This is a genomic window from Herbaspirillum sp. ST 5-3 (genome assembly GCF_004804275.1).
Classification (GTDB): Bacteria; Pseudomonadota; Gammaproteobacteria; order Burkholderiales; family Burkholderiaceae_D; genus Noviherbaspirillum.
On sequence record NZ_STGI01000003.1, the window covers coordinates 319,999 to 337,559 of the forward strand.

Genomic DNA, 17,561 nt, shown 5'->3' on the forward strand with positions numbered 1-17,561 from the left:
CCGTGTCAGTGTCTTGTCAGTGCATTGTCAGTACTTCGCCAGCCTGCATAGCGAGGCTTTCGTTTCCTGCATCATCGTCACGATGTCGTAGCCGTAGGTCCAGCCGGTATTGGCCGCCTCGCCTCGCACGATGGGCGCCGCGCCTTGCGGATAATGCGGTTCAAGATCCTCGCCCATCCACCATCCGCCGAAGTGGAAGGGCATCCACACCAGTCCTTCCGGCACGCGCTGGGTCACCATCGCATGCACTTTCAGACGCGCGCCGGTCGGTGTCTCGACCCAGACGAACTCGCCGGTCTTCACGCCGGTGCGCGCCGCATCGAGCGGATTGACTTCGACGAACATGGCCTGCTGCAACTCGGCCAGCCAGGGGTTGGAGCGCGTTTCATCGCCGCCGCCTTCATATTCGACCAGGCGGCCGGAGGTCATGATGAGCGGATAGTCCTTCGCGAAATCCACCGCCTGCACGCTCTTGTAGAGCGTCGGCAGGCGCCAGAAGGCAGCCTTGTCCTCATAGGTCGGATATTGCGCGGCCAGGTCGCGCCGCGGCGTGACCAGCGGCTCGCGGTGCACCGGCACCGGATCGGGGAAATTCCAGACATTGGCGCGCGAGCGGGCATTGCCGAAGGGCGCGCAGCCATGCTGGATCACCACGCGGATGATGCCGCCGGAGAGATCGGTCTTCCAGTTCTTGCCTTCCGCCAGCGCCTGTTCTTGCGCCGTCAGCTCGTTCCACCAGCCGAGTTTTTTCAGAAAGACATGGTCGAATTCCGGATAGCCGGTGTCGATCTCGCTGTCCTTCGTGGTCGAGCCGTCCGCCGCCAGCAGCGGCGCGCCGTTGTGCTCGACACCCCAGTTGGCGCGGAAGGGAAGGCCGCCTTCGATCACCGGTTTCGACAGGTCGTACAGGATGGGCGTGCCGGGATGCTTCAGCTCCGGCGTGCCCCAGCAGGGCCAGGGCAGTCCGTAGTAGTCGCCCTTGCAGGGGCCGGACTCGGCGAGCAGGGTGGTCGGATTGAAGGTGTGCTTGTTCTGCATGTGCAGCTTCAGGCGCTCCGGCGAACAGCCGGTGTAGCCGATGGTCCAGCACGATCGGTTGATCTCGCGCAGGATGTCCTCGATCACCGGCTCGTCCTTGACGACCTTGATGTTCTTGCACAACTCGTTCGCAAAGCCGAACTTCTTCGCGAACAGGTACATGATTTCATGGTCGGTCTTGCATTCGAACAGCGGCTGGATCACCCGCTCGCGCCATTGCAGGCTGCGGTTGGAGGCGGTGACCGAACCCTGGGTTTCGAATTGCGTCGCCGCCGGCAGCAGATACACGCCGTCCTTGCGGCCGTGCATCGCGGCCGTCATGCTGGGATAGGGATCGATCACGACCAGCATGTCGAGCTTCTGCATTGCCGCCTTCATGTCCGGCAGGCGCGTCTGGCTGTTGGGCGCATGACCCCAGTAGAAAACCGCACGCAGATTGCTCGGCTGGTCGATGAATTCGTTCTTTTCCAGCACGCCGTCGAACCAGCGCGACACGGTCATGCCCGGCTTTTCCATCAGCTCCTTGGAGGCAAAGCGCGACAGCATCCAGTTGTAGTCGACACCCCAGACCGCCGAGAAATGCTTCCATGCGCCCTCGGCCACGCCGTAGTAGCCGGGCAGGGTATCCGGATTGGGTCCGACGTCGGTCGCGCCCTGCACATTGTCATGGCCGCGATAGATGTTGGCTCCGCCGCCGGCAACGCCGATATTGCCCAGTGCCAGTTGCAGGATGCACAGCGCCCGCACGTTGGCCGTGCCGACGTGATGCTGCGTGATGCCCATGCACCAGACAATCGAGGAAGGGCGATTCTTGGCCAGCATTTCGGCCGCGAGCCGGACGGCTTCTTCCGGTATGCCGGTCACATCCGACACCTTGTCCGGCGTCCATTTCGCGACTTCCTTGCGCACGTCGTCCATGCCGTAGGTGCGGCGCGCGATGTATTCCTTGTCTTCCCAGCCGTTGTTGAAAATGTGCCACAGCACGCCCCACACGAAGGGAATGTCGGTGCCCGGACGAATCCGCACATAGTGGTGGGCAAAGCGCGCGGTGCGCGTGAAGCGCGGATCGACCACGATCATCTTCGCACCCAGTTCCTTCGCGTGCAGGAAGTGCAGCATCGAGATCGGATGTGCTTCGGCGGGATTGGAGCCGATGAACAGGACCGCCTTGCTGTGCGAGAGATCGTTGAAGGAATTGGTCATCGCGCCGTAGCCGAAGGTCTGGGCCACGCCGGCAACCGTCGTCGAATGGCAGATGCGCGCCTGGTGATCGCAATTGTTCGAGCCCCACATCGACACGAACTTGCGCAGCAGATAGGACTGCTCGTTGTTGTGCTTGCTGGAGCCGATCCAGAAGATCGCGTCCGGTCCGGACTTCTCGCGGATCTGCAGCAGCTTGTCGCCGATCTCGTTGATCGCCTGGTCCCAGGAAATGCGCTGGTACTTGCCGTCGACCAGCTTCATCGGATAGCGCAGGCGGCGCTCGCCGTGCCCGTGCTCGCGCACCGATGCGCCTTTCGCGCAATGCGCCCCCATGTTGAACGGCGAGTCGAAAGCGGTATCCTGGCGCACCCACACGCCGTTCTGCACGATGGCGTCCACCGAGCAGCCGACCGAGCAGTGGGTGCAGATGGTGTGTTTCAGTTCCGGCTGGCCGGCGGCAGCGGCCGGCGCGTCTGCCGCTTCGGCTGCTGCGGCTGGTTGAATCACGTTCAAGGGGAGCTGGCGTGCGAGGACGGCCGCGCCTGCGGTGACGCCGGTGCGCATCAGGAAGCCGCGCCGATTCATGGTGGACGAGCTGGACGAGGCGCTGCGCTCCGCACTTCTGCGCACCAGCGTGGCCTGGCTGTCGGCGCCGCCGGATTTCCGAACAAGGGACATGATTGACGCCTCCTCAGAAAGCCGCGGTGGAATAGTATTTCCGGATGTGTTCCGTTTCGTGATATCCCTTCGCGTCGGAAGGGACAGAAGGGGACGAGGACGCGGCAGGCGGATCTGCCTTGATGTCGGATTGTGGCGTCAGCAGCGCGGCGGCGCCGGCGAGTGCCGGCATGCCTACGGCCGCGGCCAGGAAATTGCGTCGAGACGCGGTCTTTGAATGATCGGTCGCCTTGTTCTTGTCCATGTTCCCGCTCCTCCGGCTCACTTCAATGAACATGCCTCATCCATCGTGAATGCCTCGGCTTCGATCTCGAAGAAGGCCTGGATGAAATCGGCAACCCGCTGATAGAAATTCGCGCCCGGCGCACCACGCATGTGGTCCAGGCACGGCAAATACCATGTGGCGATGTGCTTCTCGAAAAACGTCATTTGCACGGCGAGTGGCTGTGGCGTGACACCCGGGGCGCCGGCGATCAGGATGCGCATCGCTTCGCACAAGGCGCCGAGATGGTCTTCCAGTTCGCCGCTGCCCGCCGCGCGGGACAGGCCGAGTTGCGCAAGGTCCGCGCGCAATCCCGCCAGCGGCTTTTCCATCATGAAGCCGGCCAGGTACAGCGATGCGTAAGGATTGACCTGTGGTGTGCCGATGCTGATGAACAGGGCGTCGAATTCCTCGCGTACGGCGTCGGCGTCGATCACGCCGGCGGCAAGAATCAGTTTTTCCCAGGCGAGTTCCAGCGGATTGCCGGCTTGTCCGGCGGCAAGCGAATCGGCGCCGGCCAGGACGGTCAGCAGCGTCGCGTCAGGCGCACGGAGCAGCAGGCGCGCGATGAGCGCGTAGAAGTCGGCGCGGGCCAGTTCGTCCGCGTCGTCCTGCTCCTGTACCGTATGCTCTGCATACGCGGCTTCGGGCCGATTCATTCGACGCGCTTTCTGTTCAAATGCGCCTCCACGGACGATGTGTGCTGTCGGGCAGGAAATGGGCTCAAAGTACGCGCACCGACCGCTATTTGATTCAGGAATGGCCAAATGTTTCTCCTGCCGGCCTCAAAACGAGAACTAGTCGACAACGATTTGCGTCTCATCAAAAGCCGACTGGCAAAAATGCCTCGCGGAATCATGGCCGCCGCGCCGAGGTAAACGCGCCCGGGTTGGACTGCATCAGGTCGATCACGCGGCAGTCGCCGCACATCTTCAGCCGCTCCAGATTGGCGCTGAACGCATCATGGGCGGCCAGTCTTGCCAGCATGCTTTCAATCACCTTCTCCGTGCCGAAGGGCTTGTTGCAGCGTATGCAGGAGAAGGGCCGCGTTTCATTCAGCACGAGAGGATTTTTTGCCGCATCGCGCAGGTTCAGCCGGGGCACGAGCGTGAGCGCGCTCTCGGGGCAGGTCTGCACGCACAGGCCGCATTGCACACAATTTTTTTCGATGAAGCGCAGCTGCGGCCGGTCGGTGGTGTCCATCAGCGCGGACGAAGGGCAGGCGCCGGCGCATGCCATGCACAGGGTGCAGGCGGCGGAATCGACTTGCACGCTGCCGAAAGGCGCACCTGCCGGAAGCGGAATTTCCTCTACCTTCGCGGGAGCGTGTTCCTGCAGATGTCCGATGGCGAAATCGAGCGTATCGCGCTTGTCGGCAAAGGCATTGAACCTGGCCGGCACTCCCGGCACTTCACCGCGCGGCGCATGCAGCAGGGCCGCGTCTAGCGCTTCCGGCGTCGCAGCCTCGATCAACTGCAGATGGGTGCCGCCGTAGCCGAGGCCCGACAGGATCGCCTGCGCAATCTGCATCTGTTCTCTCAGCGCGGTCATGTACTGCGGCGCTTCTTCGCCGGTGGCGAGCACGGCGATGCCGGATGCGCCCCAGGCAATGGCGCTCAGCCACAGGTCGATGCCGGCCGAGGCGACGTGATGCAGCGCCAGCGGGATGACGCGCGCCGGAAGGCCGCGCAAGCGCTTGCCGCCTTTTGCCAGGCGGCCCAGCGTATTGATCAGCGCGGTGCCGCCTTCCTTGCTGTGGAACAGCAGCACCGGCTGCTTGCCGCCGGCTGCCGCATAGGTGGTGAGCAGCGTTTTCAGACGCCGTCCCAGATGCGGCGCATCGGGATAGCCATAGCCGAGCGCGCCCGACGGGCAGACCGTGGTGCAGGCGCCGCAGCCCATGCACAGATGCGGATCCACCTTGATGTGATTGCCGTTGCTGTCTGACGTGCTGATTGCGCCGGTGGAGCAGACATCGATGCAGGCGGTGCAGCCGGTTTTCCGGTTGCGGCTGTGGGCGCAGAGTTTTTCCTTGTAGCGAAAGTATTTCGGCTTCTCGAATTCACCGACCAGTTGGCCCAGGCGCAGCGCGGCTTCATGCTCGGCTGCGATGTCGTTCGCGGGCGCGGCATAGCCTTGCGGCGGCTCGTGCAGCGTGATCAAGGGCGCCGGGGACAGATCGAATACCAGGTCGCATTGCAGCTCCTGCCGAATTGGCTGCCGCGCGAAATCGATGGCGCCGACCGCGCCGCACGCTTCCACGCAATCGCCGTGCCGCTTGCAGCGCTCATGGTCGATCTGGAAGACCGGACTGATCGCGTTTTCCGGGCAGGCGTCGATGCAGGCATTGCATCGCACGCATCGGTCCAGGTCGATCGGATTGGACTGCTGCCAGCGCACCGTGAACGCACCCAGCCAGCCGCCGATCTCGACTTGCGCGCCGGACAACACCGGATAGCGGCGCGCGTGCGGCATGGAAGTCGTGGCGCGTGCATCGGTCAGCAGCAGGCTGATGCTCAACTGCTTGCTCAGGCGCTCCGCCCATGGCAGTGCCCGGTCGGCGCTGCCGATGACCAGCACGCGGCCGCGCGAGGAATAGTTCACCACCGGCACCGGATCGGCGGCGGGCAGGGCGGCGTCGGCCAGCAGCGCCGCCATCTTCGGGAGGGCGCTTGCCGCCTGCGAACCCCACCCCGCTGTTTCGCGCAGATTCACGAAGCGCAGCGGGACAGCGCCATTTTCCTGTTGCGCGAGTTCCTCGAACAGCGCGCTCTCCTGCGTGCAGCCGACCACCACCGGCGCCGTTCCCCTCAGCGCATCGCGGCAGGCGTCCACTTGCCTTCCGCACAATTCGTGCGCGACCGGAAGAGCTTCCGTCCCGAGCGCCTTGCCGAGTTTTTCGCCTGCGGCGGCGTCGAGCGGCATGCTGCGGTTGCAACTGCAAATCCTGAATGTCGTGTTCATGAAATCCGCCTGTCTGTCATGCTTGCATGTCCGGCACATCCTATGCATCCGGCGCGGGTGGGTCATCCTTGCCGGCCTCATTTGGCTCCTGCTCCGGCTCCTGTTCTTGCTCCTCGGCGGACGGGAAAATGCTGCGTGCGTGCTGCAAGGCCGCGAGCATCACCGGTGTCAGCAGCGTGGGCCGGGTGTAATCGCCGATATAGACATCGAGGCCATCCATCGCATTGAAGTGCGGATCGGAAAAGAGCGCCTTCATTGCCGCGCGCCGCACTGTCGGGTCGGTTCCTTTCGCGACAAAGAGCGAGTAATCGGAGTCGGCCGCGAGATGCTTCACGTCCTCCATGGTCGGCAGCATGGGCACGTCCGCATTGCCGGAAGTCGTTGCCGGCTTGACGGCATCTTCAACTGGATGGACATCGGGCTTGCCGTTTTCCGCCTTCGCGAATTCGGCTTTCCTTTTTGCCCAGCGCTGGAAAAATCCCTCTGCAGCCATGTCTTGTCCCCGGTGTGCCGACGATGCGCGCCGCTCACGGCGCTGATGCGGACGGATAGAACAACTGCTGTCCGTCCACCTTGAAGGCCGCGATCTTCTTCTGCCCTTCGGCGGAAGTCAGCCATTGGATGAACTGCATTGCACCCGCGTAGTTCACTTCCTTGTGTCGCTCCGGATTGACGGCGATCACGCCATACGGATTGAACATTTTCGGATCGCCCTCGACCATGATCGCCAGCCCGGTCTTCGCGCGGTACGCGCCGTAGGTAGCGCGGTCGGTCAGGGTATAAGCCTGCAGTTCGCCGGCCATGTTCAGCACCTGGCCCATGCCGACGCCGGCCGACAGGTAGCCGGGCCCGGAAGGCGAGACGCCGAGCTGCTTCCAGTACGCTTTTTCCATCTGGTCGGTGCCGGAGTTGTCGCCGCGCGAGATGAAGCGGGCCTGCGTGGCGACGATTTTCTTCATCGCGTGCAGCACATTCTTTTCGCCGCGGATGCCGGCCGGATCACTGGTCGGGCCGACCAGCAGGAAATCGTTGTACATCACATCGCGCCGGTTCACGCCATGTCCCTCGGCCACAAACCTGTCCTCCGACGCACGCGCGTGCACCAGCGTGACGTCGACGTCGCCGTTCTTCGCCAGTTCCAGTGCCTTGCCGGTACCCACCGCGATCACTTTGACCTTCAAGTGCGTCTCCTGCTCGAACTGCGGCAGCAGCCAGGCGAGCAGGCCGGAGTTCTCGGTGCTGGTGGTGGTCGACAGCCGGAGCGTCTGGGCATTTGCGACAGACATGCCGCAGAGCAGGCCGAGCAGGACCAGAACAACGCGACAGTGCAATGAAGAGAGGCGCATGGTTTTCCTTTCAGGACGGCGTTGAAGGAGTTTTCAGTTGCAGGTGGCCGTCGCGCAGCTTCATGCGCTGCATGCCGGGAACCGCGATGAGGTCGCGGTCATGGCAGGCGATGACGATGCTGTTGCCGGCGTCCAGCAGAGAGGGAATCAGGCCGATCACCTGCTCCTTCGCCCGGCCGTCGAGATTGGCGGTCGGTTCGTCCAGCAGGAGCAATCTCGGCGACAGCACCTTGGCACGCGCCAGCGCGACGCGCTGCTTTTCTCCCCCGGACAGCACGGCCGGCTTGCTGCTTCGCAGGTGCGCAATGCCCGCCCATGCCATCGCCTCGTCGACCCGCCTGGCAACCTCGGCCTTGCTCACGCCGCGCGCCAAGAGACCGTAAGCGATGTTGTGGAACAGATTGGTGGAGAACAGCACCGGATGCTGATGCACGTACACAATGGCGTCGCGCATGGCCTTCGGATAAGGGGAAAGCCGAACCGCATTGCCGCTGAAGTTCGCTTCTGCAATGTCGGCCGGCATCAGGCCTGCCAGCACGCGCAGCAGGGTGCTCTTGCCCGAACCGTTGGCGCCGGTCAATACATAGGCGCAGCCTGCCTCGATGTGCAGTTGATCGATGTCGAGCAGCAGGCGCTGGCCGATTTTCTTTTGCAGACGATGGATGTTCAGCAAGGATTTCATCATGCCCCCATCGAAGAACCGGCGTTGCCCTGCAATAGCAGCATTGCGGCATTGATGACCAGCGCAATCGTCATCAAGATGAGGCCGAGCGCGATGCCCTGGGCAAATTCGCCCTTGCTGGTTTCGAGCGCAATCGCGGTCGGAATAGTGCGCGTATCTCCGGCGATATTGCCGCCCACCATCAGCGCGCAGCCGACTTCCGAAATGACGCGGCCGAAGCCGTTGACGGCAGCGACCATGACGCCGAAGCGTGCTTCATGCAGCACGGTGCACATGAGGCGCCAGCCGGATGCGCCATGCGCGATCGCGGTTTCGGCAATGCGCGGGTCGGTCGCCTGCACCGCCGCGAGCGTCAGGGCGATCAGCAGCGGAAGCAGGATCAGCGCATCGCCAAACACGATGCCGGGCTGGGTAAACAACCACTGCAGACTGCCCATCGGCCCTTGTCGCGACAGCATCATGACCAGCAGCAATCCGATCAGCACGGTCGGCAGGGACAAGGCGGCCTGCGTGAGCCAGATCACGATGCGCCGCCCGGAGAAAGCGCGCGTGCCGATCAGATAGCCGAGCACCAGCGCGGGCGGCGCCGCCACCAGCATGCCGAGCAGCGATGTCTTCACGGAAATCCACACGATCTGCCACAGCCCCGCGTCTCCTGAAAGAAGAAGGGAAAACGCGGCGTGCACGGAATCGTTCAAGCCCATGGGAATCGTGATCCTGAGAACGCGGCGGCCGGTATACCGCAATGAAAGCCCGGTCTGGCATGCTGTTGAAAGAACCGCTGTGCGATGTTTTCAGCAGCATGCCGGCCCATGTTACGACGCCGACATCTGTTTCAGCTTCGCATCACGCAAGGCTTATGACACTACTCAATAGATGCGGCTCATAAACCAGCCGCTCCTTTCCTGTGAGCAGCAGAAAATGCTTGCCGGTGCAGCGCGCGAGCAGGGTCATGCCGAGGCGCTGCGCCACCGTATGGCCCATGCGCGTGGTGCCGGAACGCGACAGCAGAAAAGGAATGCCCATCTGCGCGCCCTTGATCACCATTTCCGAGGTCAGGCGGCCTGTCGTGTAGAACACCTTGTCGTCGCCGCGCATGTCGTCAAGCCACATTTTTCCGGCGATGGCATCGACTGCGTTATGCCGGCCGACATCTTCGATGAAGTAGAGCAGGCGGCCCTCGGAAGAAAACAATGCGCAGCCATGCACGGAGCCGGCCTGCTTGTAGATCGAGGGCTGGGTGCGGATGGTGTCGATGATACGGTAGAGAACGGACTGCGCCAGCCGTGCATCGGCGGGCAGGGTGATGGTATCGACTTCCTCCATCAGGTCGCCGAATACCGAGCCCTGACCGCAACCTGTCGTGACTACCTTGCGCGCCGTCCTCTCCTCGATGTCGGCGATGCCGGAACGCGTCCTGACCGCCACTGCGTTGACCTCCCAGTCAACCTGCAGCGAGACGATTTCCTCTATGGAACGCACCAGCCGCTGGTTGCGCAGATAGCCCAGCGTCAAGGCTTCCGGCGCGCTGCCGAGCGTCATCAGGGTGACGAGTTCGCGCTTGTCCACGTAGACGGTCAGGGGCCGCTCGGCCGGGATAGCAATGGTGGAACAGCGGCCGCGTTCGTCCAGTACGTCTACCTCATGCGTCAGGTCGATGCTCGCGTTGGACAAGGCGGGGCGATGCGGCATGGGGTAAATCCTGCGGTTTGGATTTGCCAGTGTGCCCAAATGCGCGGTTGCCGGCCTTGCGGCGCGTCAACCGGATGTCCGGGTTTACAGCTCTGCCAGCGTCGGATAATCGATATAACCTTTGGCGCCGCCGCTATAGAAGGTCTGCGGATCGGGCGTGTTGAGCGGCGCGCCGCGCTGCAGGCGTTCGACGAGATCGGGATTGGCGAGGAAGGACTGGCCGAAGGCGACCATATCGGCGAGGCCGGCTTGCAGCACTGCGTTGGCGCGCGCCAGGTTGTAGCCGCCCGCAACGATCAGCGTGCCGGGATAGAGCGGCCGGAAGAAATGCACGGACAAGTCGGGCATCGGGTGCTCGCCTTGCGGCTGGATCGGTTCGATCAGGTGCAGGTAGGCGAGGTCGAGCGCCGCGAGACGCCTCACGACTGTGCCGAAGGTTTCCTGCGGATGGCGGTCGCACATGTCGTTGAAGGTGCCGCCCGGCGACAGGCGCACACCGACCCGATCGCTGCCCCACACGTCGGCGGTCACTGCAATCACTTCGAGCAGCAGGCGCGCGCGGTTTTCGATGCTGCCGCCATAGCGGTCGGTGCGCTGGTTGGTGCCGTCTTCGAGGAACTGGTCAAGCAGATAGCCGTTCGCGCCATGCACTTCGATGCCGTCGAAGCCGGCGATCTTCGCATTGCGCGCGGCCTGCCTGAACTCTTCGACGATGACCGGAATTTCATGCGTCTCCAGCGCGCGCGGCGTGGGGATATCCTTCAGGCCGTCCGCGGTGTAGGTCTGCACGCCGCGCGGCGCGATGGCGGAAGGCGCGACCGGCAGATCGCCGCCGCGGAAGTCGGGATGCGAAATGCGGCCCACATGCCATAGCTGCATGAAGATCACGCCGCCTTTCTGGTGAACTGCGTCGGTCACCTTCGTCCATGCCTGGACCTGTGCTTCGCTGTAAATGCCGGGTGTCGCGATATAACCCTGGCCCCCGGCGCTGGCCTGTGTCGCTTCGGTGATGATCAGGCCGGCACCCGCGCGCTGGCTGTAGTAGGTGGCCGCCATGCTGGAGGGAAGATTGCCCGGCTCGGCACGGCTTCTCGTCAGCGGCGGCATGACGAGGCGGTTCTTCAGTTGCAGGGAGTCCAGTGCGATGGGCGAGAAGACATCGATTTTCGGTGCGGATCTGGTGTTCATGCGTGTCGACTCCGGTAGCCATTGATCGGAGTGTCCGCCAGGGGCGGATATGTCAAGTGTGATGTTGCGGCTGGGGTTTGGTTCCGTTGTGCGCTGGGCGTGGCGTACGAGCAGAGGCGTATTTCGCTATCATCATCCTTGTCATCTGCGCGGAGAAGGGTGGAATTGCCCGCCCGCAAAAGCGCAATCTCAGAACAGCGCACCATCTCACCCATACAATTGAAATGACCCAATTTTCCGTTCTCGATCTTTCCCCGATTGCACAAGGCAGCAATGCCGCGCAGTCGTTTCGCAATAGTCTCGACCTCGCGCAGCATGCGGAGCGCTGGGGCTACCATCGCTTCTGGCTGGCCGAGCATCACGGCATGCCGGGCATCGCCAGCGCCGCGACAGCCGTGCTGATCTGCCATATTGCCGGCGGCACTTCCACGATCCGCGTCGGCGCGGGCGGCATCATGCTGCCCAATCATTCGCCGCTCGTGATTGCCGAGCAGTTCGGCACGCTGGAATCGCTCTTTCCGGGCCGCATCGATCTGGGCCTCGGGCGCGCTCCCGGTTCCGACCAGGCCACCGCGCGCGCCTTGCGCCGCAATCTTGCCTCCGACGCCGACGAATTTCCGCAGGATGTCGTCGAGCTGATGGATTATTTTTCCGCTGAATCGCGGCGCTCGGTGCGCGCGGTGCCCGGCGCGGGATTGAACGTGCCGATCTGGATCCTGGGTTCGAGCCTGTTCGGCGCGCAGCTCGCGGCGGCGCTCGGCCTGCCGTATGCCTTCGCATCGCATTTCGCTCCCGCGCAGATGATGCAGGCGATCGATTTGTACCGCGCGACCTTCCGTCCCTCCGCGCAACTGGACAAGCCCTATGTCATGCTCGGCTTCAATGTTTTCGCTGCCGATACGGATGAAGAGGCGCAATTCCGCGCGACATCGATGCAGCAGGCCTTCGTCAACCTGCGCAGCGGCCGGCCCTCGCAACTGCCGCCGCCGGTCGAGGACTACTGGAATCGCATCGGCGCGCAGGAGAAGGCCTTGCTGGAACAGGTCCTGTCCTGCTCGGCGGTCGGATCGCCGGAAACGGTGTCGAAGGAAATCAGCGCCTTCATCGCCCGTACCGGCGCGGACGAACTGATGATCACCTCGCAGATCTTCGATCATGCCGCGCGTCTTCATTCCTACGAGATTGCTGCGGAAGTTCAAAAGTCCTTGCGTTGACCTGAACCTGCGCTGCGCCTCCCAGTCAACGGCAATGGTCCTCTCCGCTGAAGCCTAATGAAAGGAATAAACGATGAAAACGCGTCGCCTCGGAAAAGACGGTCCGCAAGGCTCCGCCATCGGCCTGGGTTGCATGGGCATGAGCGATTTCTATTCCAACCGCGATGACCAGGAATCCATCGCCACCATCCATCGCGCCATCGATCTGGGCGTCACCTTCTTCGACACCGCTGACATGTACGGCCCGCATACCAACGAGGAATTGCTCGGGCGCGCCATCAAGGGCAAGCGCGATCAGCTCGTCATCGCCACCAAGTTCGGCATCGTGCGCACGCCGGACAAGCCCAATGACTATGGCGTGAACGGCAAACCCGAGTACATACGGCAGGCGGTGGAAGGCAGCCTGAAGCGGCTCGGCATCGACACCATCGATCTGTACTACCAGCACCGCGTCGACCCCGACACGCCAATCGAAGACACGGTCGGCGCGATGGCCGACCTGGTCAAGGAGGGCAAGATCCGCTACATCGGCCTGTCGGAAGCCGGCGCGCGCACGCTGGAGCGTGCCTGCAAGGTGCATCAGGTGACCGCGCTGCAAAGCGAGTATTCGCTGTGGACGCGCGATCCGGAAGGCGAAGTGCTCGACACCTGCCGGCGGCTCGGCATCGGATTCGTGCCCTACAGTCCGCTGGGGCGCGGCTTCCTCACGGGCGAGATCAGAAGCCCGCAAGACTTCGCGCCGGATGACTACCGTGCGCGCAGTCCGCGCTTTCAGGGCGAGAATTTTGCGAAGAACCTGCAGCTGGTCGACAAGGTGAGGGAAGGGGCGGCCCAGATCGGCTGTACGCCGGGGCAGCTGGCGCTGGCCTGGGTGCTGGCGCAGGGGGAGGATATTGTGCCGATTCCCGGGACCAAGCGGCGCAAGTATCTTGAGCAGAATGTTGCGGCGGTCGAGATCAGGATCGACGAGGCGCACATGGATGCGATCAATGCGATCTTTCCGAAGGATGTTGCGGCGGGGTTGCGGTATCCGGAGGCGATGATGAGTCGGTTGAATGCTTAGTGGTTTGGGTTTTTCTTCGGTGATGCTGGGCTGTAGTTTCTTCGTGGGGGCTTGCCGGGACCGGCCCCGGCGGGCCGCTCACTTTTTTGCTTCGCCAAAAAAGTAAGCAAAAAAGGCGACCCCAAGACGCTGCCCCTGCGGGGTTCCCGGAAAAGCACCGCACAAAGCGGGAAGCGAAATAACTCGCCCTCGCTGCGCTCGGTGCTCAGACAGATTTCGCTTCTTTATCCGCTTTGCGCAGTGCTTTTCCGGCAGCTTCTCAAGGGGGCGCTGAAACCCATCCCCACCCCGACCCTCCCCTTGAAGGGGAGGGAGTTGGACTGTCCTTTATCGTTTTCAGATGCAAGGTCAAGAACGGAATTCTCCCTCCCCTTCAAGGGGAGGGCTGGGATGGGGATGGGTTGAAAAACACCCGCTCTGGCTCCGCCGAAGCGATGCAGGCAAAAGCGGATAAAGAAGCGAAATCTGTCCGAGCTCCGAGCATAGCGAGGGCGAGTTATTTCGCTTCCCGCTTTTGCCTGCAGCGCTTCGGGCACCCCGTCAGGGGCGGAGACTTTGCGGTCGGGTACGGTTTACTCTGATTGGTAACACATTAATTCAAGCACATGGGTAACAGTTACTTACCCTATGGCTATCTTCATTGCCGGAGAGAGCCATGCCTTGGAAGGATGTCAAACCAATGGACGAGAAGGTGCTGTTCATCGCGGATTACCTGCGGCAGGTGGACTGTTTGAGCCGGCTATGCGAGCGCTACGGCATCAGCCGCAAGACGGGTTACAAATGGGTTGAGCGGTATGGACAGGGCGGAGTCGAGGCCCTGTCCGATCGCAGCCACAAGCGACACACGCAGGCCGAGACGCCCTATGCGGTCAAGCAGGCGATTCTGCAGTTGCGGGAGCAACGCGATGCGCCGGGACCGAAGAAGATCCAGGCGTTGCTGGGACGCCAGTTTGCACAGGAAGAGATCCCGTCTCTGACGACGATTTACAACGTTCTCAAGCGTGCCGGGCAGATCCAGACACGCCGGCGGGTTCGCAAGATCAGCACCGTGCCTGGCCCTCTGCGCTCGGCCGCGCGGCCCAACGAGTTGTGGAGCGCCGATTACAAGGGGCAGTTCAGGACGGCAGATGGCCGTTGGTGCTATCCGCTCACGGTCACGGATCACGCCAGCCGCTTTCTGCTCGGGTGCGAGGGGCTGCAGGGAACGCGGCATGAAGATACGCAGAAAGTGTTCGAGCGCCTGTTTCAGGAATATGGTTTGCCGGAACGCATTCGCACCGACAACGGCGTGCCGTTTGCCAGTGTTGGCGTAGGCAACCTGTCCCGCTTGTCGCTATGGTGGATCCGGCTGGGAATCCGGCCTGAGCGCATTGAGCCCGGACAGCCGCAACAGAACGGGCGGCATGAGCGGATGCATCGTACGCTCAAGCGATCGCTGGGCCGGCCGCCAGAGGCGGATTTGACGCGACAACAGCGGCAGCTAGATAGTTTCCGTCAGTACTACAACGAACAGCGCCCGCATGAAGGATTGGCACTGCAGAGTCCAAGCGCCTGCTACAGCGCATCAAACCGTCCCTATCCTCGTCGTTTGCCGGAGCTGGAGTATCCGAGCTATTTCGATCGGGCAAAGGTACATCGCAGCGGCGTGGTTTATTGGAGCAGCCTGACGATTTATATCGGTAACCTGCTCGCCGGTGAGCAGGTGGGGATAGAAGCGATTGGGGATGGGATATGGCAGGTATATTTCGGCCCAATTGCATTGGGCCGATTTGATGAACGCAAGGGCGGCGAGCGAGCTTACTTGAACCTGAAGGTGTAACCCATGTGATTGAACTTTTTTGTTACCTATCTGGTTGACTCCTACAGTCGCCTTTCTTTGCTCACTTTCTTTGGCGAAGCAAAGAAAGTGAGCGGCTGCCGGGCCGCCCCCGGCAAGCCTCCACGGAGAACCACCCGCACCGAATCACCGAAGAAAAAACGACTCAAGCCCACACATCACGCAACCCGCCTCCCACCCCGCACCACCACATTCCCACCCACCCGTGAACCAATCCGCGTCACCGAAGCAGCCTGATGTGAGCCTTCCACACGAAACACCCCAACCGCCTGCATCAACTCCATCCCTTGCTGCTGCAAGGACTCCGAAGCCGCTGCAGCTTCTTCCACCAGCGCCGCATTCTCCTGCGTCACCTGGTCCATATGCACAACCGCCTGGCTGACCTGTTCGATGCCGCTGCTCTGTTCCTGCGAAGACGCGGTGATGTCGTTCATGATGTCGGCCACACGCCTGACCGAGGCCATGATGTCTTCCATCGTCCTGCGCGCATGGCTGACTTCGGTCGATCCATGCTCGACCTGGGAAACCGATGCATTGATCAGGTCCTTGATCTCTTTTGCGGCCGCGGCGCTGCGCTGGGCGAGGGTTCTGACCTCTGCGGCGACGACCGCGAAGCCGCGACCTTGTTCGCCGGCGCGCGCCGCTTCCACGGCGGCGTTCAGCGCCAGGATGTTGGTCTGGAATGCGATGCCGTCGATGACGCCGATGATGTCGGTGATGCGTTGCGAACTTGCGGTGATCGATTCCATGGTCCGGACTACCTGGTCCATGGCCGCGCCGCCTTCGGCCGCCGTGTCGCGCGCGCCCTCGACGAGCTTCTTGGCGCCGCGCGAATTTTCCGCGTTGTTTTTCACGGTGGAGGTGAGTTCTTCCATGCTCGCCGCGGTTTCTTCCAGGCTGGATGCCTGGCGCTCGGTGCGCGCCGACAGGTCGGCGTTGCCGATGGCGATCTGCGCGGCGCCGGCGGCGATGCTCTCCGCGTTGCGCCGCACGCCGGCGACGATATTGGTGAGGCTGGATTTCATCACCGACAGGGCATGCAGAATCTGGCCGGTCTCGTCCTGCGAACTGCTGTCGACTTGCGCCATCAGGTTGCCGGCAGCGATCTGCTTGGCGACGTCCACCGCTGTACTCAGCGGCCGCACGATGGCGCGCGACAGGACGACGCCCATGAAGACGGCAAATCCCAATGCGAGGAGCGTTGCCGCGACGACGGTGTTGCGAATGGTGGCATACCGGTCCGCCGCGGCTTCGGCCGCTTGTTTCGCTACCACGAGCTGGATATTCAAGAGTTCGTTGATGCCCGTTCTCACCGGCACGAATGCCGGGATCATCACCTGGTCGTGGAGGCGCTTGACCTCTGCCATATCGTTCTTGGCGAGGGCGGCGGAAGCCGGGCTCAGGCCATTTTTCAGATAGCGCGCGTAATCGGCGGCGAACTGGTCCGCCAGACGCTTTTCATCGGTAGTGAGCATGGTGGCGGTATACGCCTTCCATTGCGCATCGATTGTGCGTCCGTTCTCGTCGATCTGCCGGCGCGCATCGCCGGCGACGCGCGGGTCGTTGCTGTCCAGCGACTCCAGCAAGGCAATATCGCTGCGATTGAGCAGTCGCACGATGGTGTCGAGCTGCCCCATCGGTACGATACGATCCTGGTACATGCTGTCGAGGCTGCGATTGGAACTGTTCAGGCCCATCAGGCCGAGAGCGCCGATGGCGATGATGACCAGGCACAGGGCCGCCAGTACCGCGTTGATGCGGCCGCGAATATGTAGGTGCCGCAGCGACGCAAGCATGCCGGTCAGACCGGATTTGACTACCTTGCCGTGCCGGATTTTCAGGCCTTTGGCATTGCCTTCCTTGATATGCGCATAGACGCGCGTGGCTTCCTCGATCTGCTCGCGGCTGGGCATGGTGCGCACCGAGGTGTAGCCGGTGACCGTGCCGTTTTCCCAGATCGGCGTGGCGTTGGCGAGAACCCAGTAGTGGTCGCCGTTCTTGCGGCGATTCTTCACCATGCCGGTCCAGCCATAGCCCGATTTCAGGGTCAGCCAGAAATCCTCGAAGGCTTCCACCGGCATGTCGGGGTGGCGCACGATATTGTGCGGCGCGCCGATCAGTTCGTCTTCGGTAAATCCGCTGACTTCCACGAAGTCGCGGTTGGTGTAGGTGATGATGCCTTTCGCATTGGTACGCGAGATGAGCGACTGGTCATTGCGCAGCATGTATTCCACGCCGGTGATGGGCTGGTTGTTTCTCATTTTTGGGAGTTGAAAGTGATGGTTAATCGGCTTTCCGGCGCAGTCGGCGATCGTTTTGCGAATGGTCCGTGCGGCAAGGAAACAACGTAGTTGTTGATTTTCGTCAAGTTAGCCTAGTTGGCTTGTAGAAAGG

At 62.4% G+C, this 17,561-nt stretch carries 14 protein-coding genes; 3 read left to right on the forward strand and 11 right to left on the reverse strand.

The window, feature by feature from the left end; all coding sequences use genetic code 11:
• Positions 1-27 precede the first annotated feature (27 nt).
• The 10 genes from E6W33_RS08425 to E6W33_RS08470 all read right to left on the reverse strand — a co-directional run bounded on the left by E6W33_RS08425 (position 28) and on the right by E6W33_RS08470 (position 11,053).
• Complete coding sequence (locus tag E6W33_RS08425; RefSeq protein ID WP_136416363.1) at positions 28-2,919, reverse strand: formate dehydrogenase subunit alpha; 2,892 nt, start codon at positions 2,917-2,919, stop codon at positions 28-30.
• A 13-nt stretch (positions 2,920-2,932) separates the two neighbouring features.
• A complete protein-coding gene (locus E6W33_RS08430) occupies positions 2,933-3,163 on the reverse strand; it encodes a twin-arginine translocation signal domain-containing protein (protein WP_136416366.1) in 231 nt (76 codons plus the stop codon).
• 17 nt (positions 3,164-3,180) lie between these two features.
• Positions 3,181-3,840, reverse strand: a complete 660-nt coding sequence (locus E6W33_RS08435; RefSeq protein ID WP_136416368.1) for a molecular chaperone TorD family protein — start codon at positions 3,838-3,840, stop codon at positions 3,181-3,183.
• Positions 3,841-4,036: 196 nt separating this feature from the next.
• The gene (locus E6W33_RS08440; RefSeq protein WP_136416370.1) at positions 4,037-6,145 is read right to left on the reverse strand and encodes a 4Fe-4S binding protein; all 2,109 of its coding nucleotides are present in this window, start codon (positions 6,143-6,145) and stop codon (positions 4,037-4,039) included.
• Positions 6,146-6,185: 40 nt separating this feature from the next.
• Positions 6,186-6,638, reverse strand: coding sequence for a DUF3306 domain-containing protein (locus E6W33_RS08445; RefSeq protein ID WP_136416372.1), 453 nt, complete (start codon positions 6,636-6,638; stop codon positions 6,186-6,188).
• A gap of 34 nt (positions 6,639-6,672) precedes the next feature.
• Positions 6,673-7,431 carry a substrate-binding domain-containing protein gene (locus E6W33_RS08450; protein ID WP_247869596.1) on the reverse strand — a complete coding sequence of 253 codons (759 nt, stop codon included), beginning with the start codon at positions 7,429-7,431 and terminating at the stop codon, positions 6,673-6,675.
• A 70-nt stretch (positions 7,432-7,501) separates the two neighbouring features.
• Complete coding sequence (locus E6W33_RS08455; RefSeq protein WP_136416785.1) at positions 7,502-8,173, reverse strand: energy-coupling factor ABC transporter ATP-binding protein; 672 nt, start codon at positions 8,171-8,173, stop codon at positions 7,502-7,504.
• A complete protein-coding gene (locus tag E6W33_RS08460; RefSeq protein ID WP_136416376.1) occupies positions 8,173-8,877 on the reverse strand; it encodes an ABC transporter permease in 705 nt (234 codons plus the stop codon). Before E6W33_RS08460 ends, E6W33_RS08455 begins: the two co-directional genes overlap by 1 nt.
• Positions 8,878-9,019: 142 nt before the next feature.
• Positions 9,020-9,865, reverse strand: coding sequence for a formate dehydrogenase accessory sulfurtransferase FdhD (locus E6W33_RS08465; protein ID WP_136416378.1), 846 nt, complete (start codon positions 9,863-9,865; stop codon positions 9,020-9,022).
• Between the two features lie 84 nt (positions 9,866-9,949).
• Complete coding sequence (locus tag E6W33_RS08470) at positions 9,950-11,053, reverse strand: alkene reductase (RefSeq protein ID WP_136416380.1); 1,104 nt, start codon at positions 11,051-11,053, stop codon at positions 9,950-9,952.
• Positions 11,054-11,277: 224 nt separating this feature from the next.
• Here E6W33_RS08470 and E6W33_RS08475 point away from each other — a divergent pair, with 224 nt between their 5' ends.
• The 3 genes from E6W33_RS08475 (at position 11,278) to E6W33_RS08485 (ending at position 15,149) form a co-directional block, all read left to right on the forward strand.
• Entirely contained in the window at positions 11,278-12,267 is a 990-nt protein-coding gene (locus E6W33_RS08475) for an LLM class flavin-dependent oxidoreductase (protein WP_136416382.1), read from the forward strand.
• Between the two features lie 73 nt (positions 12,268-12,340).
• Positions 12,341-13,330, forward strand: coding sequence for an aldo/keto reductase (locus E6W33_RS08480; protein ID WP_136416384.1), 990 nt, complete (start codon positions 12,341-12,343; stop codon positions 13,328-13,330).
• A gap of 655 nt (positions 13,331-13,985) precedes the next feature.
• Positions 13,986-15,149 (forward strand): integrase core domain-containing protein, encoded by a 1,164-nt coding sequence (locus E6W33_RS08485; protein WP_136416386.1) that lies wholly within the window; start codon positions 13,986-13,988, stop codon positions 15,147-15,149.
• A 176-nt stretch (positions 15,150-15,325) separates the two neighbouring features.
• Here E6W33_RS08485 and E6W33_RS27810 read toward each other — a convergent pair whose 3' ends face one another.
• On the reverse strand, positions 15,326-17,428 hold the full coding sequence (locus E6W33_RS27810) for a methyl-accepting chemotaxis protein (protein ID WP_136416388.1): 2,103 nt from the start codon (positions 17,426-17,428) through the stop codon (positions 15,326-15,328).
• Positions 17,429-17,561: the final 133 nt, after the last annotated feature.

Excerpts from the sequence above, each read along its gene's own strand:
- E6W33_RS08440 (WP_136416370.1), bottom strand. The coding sequence starts at position 6,145 with ATGAACACGACATTCAGGATTTGCAGTTGCAACCGCAGCATGCCGCTC.
- E6W33_RS08430 (WP_136416366.1), bottom strand. The coding sequence starts at position 3,163 with ATGGACAAGAACAAGGCGACCGATCATTCAAAGACCGCGTCTCGACGC.
- E6W33_RS08470 (WP_136416380.1), bottom strand. The coding sequence starts at position 11,053 with ATGAACACCAGATCCGCACCGAAAATCGATGTCTTCTCGCCCATCGCA.
- E6W33_RS08480 (WP_136416384.1), top strand. The coding sequence starts at position 12,341 with ATGAAAACGCGTCGCCTCGGAAAAGACGGTCCGCAAGGCTCCGCCATC.
- E6W33_RS08485 (WP_136416386.1), top strand. The coding sequence starts at position 13,986 with ATGCCTTGGAAGGATGTCAAACCAATGGACGAGAAGGTGCTGTTCATC.
- E6W33_RS08435 (WP_136416368.1), bottom strand. The coding sequence starts at position 3,840 with ATGAATCGGCCCGAAGCCGCGTATGCAGAGCATACGGTACAGGAGCAG.
- E6W33_RS08460 (WP_136416376.1), bottom strand. The coding sequence starts at position 8,877 with ATGGGCTTGAACGATTCCGTGCACGCCGCGTTTTCCCTTCTTCTTTCA.
- E6W33_RS08475 (WP_136416382.1), top strand. The coding sequence starts at position 11,278 with ATGACCCAATTTTCCGTTCTCGATCTTTCCCCGATTGCACAAGGCAGC.
- E6W33_RS08455 (WP_136416785.1), bottom strand. The coding sequence starts at position 8,173 with ATGAAATCCTTGCTGAACATCCATCGTCTGCAAAAGAAAATCGGCCAG.
- E6W33_RS08450 (WP_247869596.1), bottom strand. The coding sequence starts at position 7,431 with ATGTCTGTCGCAAATGCCCAGACGCTCCGGCTGTCGACCACCACCAGC.
- E6W33_RS08445 (WP_136416372.1), bottom strand. The coding sequence starts at position 6,638 with ATGGCTGCAGAGGGATTTTTCCAGCGCTGGGCAAAAAGGAAAGCCGAA.
- E6W33_RS08465 (WP_136416378.1), bottom strand. The coding sequence starts at position 9,865 with ATGCCGCATCGCCCCGCCTTGTCCAACGCGAGCATCGACCTGACGCAT.
- E6W33_RS27810 (WP_136416388.1), bottom strand. The coding sequence starts at position 17,428 with ATGAGAAACAACCAGCCCATCACCGGCGTGGAATACATGCTGCGCAAT.
- E6W33_RS08425 (WP_136416363.1), bottom strand. The coding sequence starts at position 2,919 with ATGTCCCTTGTTCGGAAATCCGGCGGCGCCGACAGCCAGGCCACGCTG.